Source organism: Kocuria sp. NBRC 114282, from assembly GCF_030268385.1.
Lineage (GTDB): Bacteria > Actinomycetota > Actinomycetes > Actinomycetales > Micrococcaceae > Kocuria > Kocuria palustris.
This window is the reverse complement of the sequence record NZ_BSQO01000032.1, coordinates 1-534: the sequence shown is the minus strand read 5'-3', so window position 1 is coordinate 534 and position 534 is coordinate 1. Positions and strand designations below refer to the sequence as shown.

At 66.5% G+C, this 534-nt stretch carries 1 protein-coding gene; it reads right to left on the bottom strand.

The window, feature by feature from the left end; translation table 11 throughout:
- Positions 1–420, bottom strand: a 420-nt coding sequence (locus QSJ40_RS12600) for an integrase core domain-containing protein (RefSeq protein ID WP_285731351.1), incomplete at its 3' end; no start/stop codon positions are given.
- Positions 421–534 lie beyond the last annotated feature (114 nt).

Sequence of the window (534 nt, the reverse complement as noted above, 5' to 3'; positions counted from 1 at the left end):
TTGTGGCTGGTACTTCCGCGTGGGGTCCAGGGTGAGCTCGCGGAGGATCTCTCCGGTGGCCTTGGCCACGATGGTGATCTCGCGGTCCTCAACGATCAGAACGACGTGGGTTCGGGCGTGGGCTCGGCCGATGCCGATGTGGAAGAGCTGGCCGTCGTAGCGCAGCGTGACTTTGCCCGTGGCGTCGATCTTGTCGGTGCGGAACCGGGTCGTGGCCGGTGCCAGGGGCCCTGGGGTGTCCTTCGGTGCGGCGATGTAGGCGGCGTACGGGGTGGTCTTCTTCGCTGAGTGGATCCGCTGAGTGTTGTAGATCTCGCGGAACTGATCGAGCAGGGCCTGCAGGCCCGGCAGGTCTGCTGGTGGGGGCTGGGCTGCCAGCCACTTCTTCAGGGTCTGCTGGAAGCGCTGGGACTGCCGCACGGATAGGTGACATCTGATCTGGCTTGCCCGGAGGGCGGCCTGGAAGGATGTGCACCATGCCCGCTCCCTACCCCCAGGAGTTCCGCGAAGACGTCGTGCGAGTGGCCCGGTCCC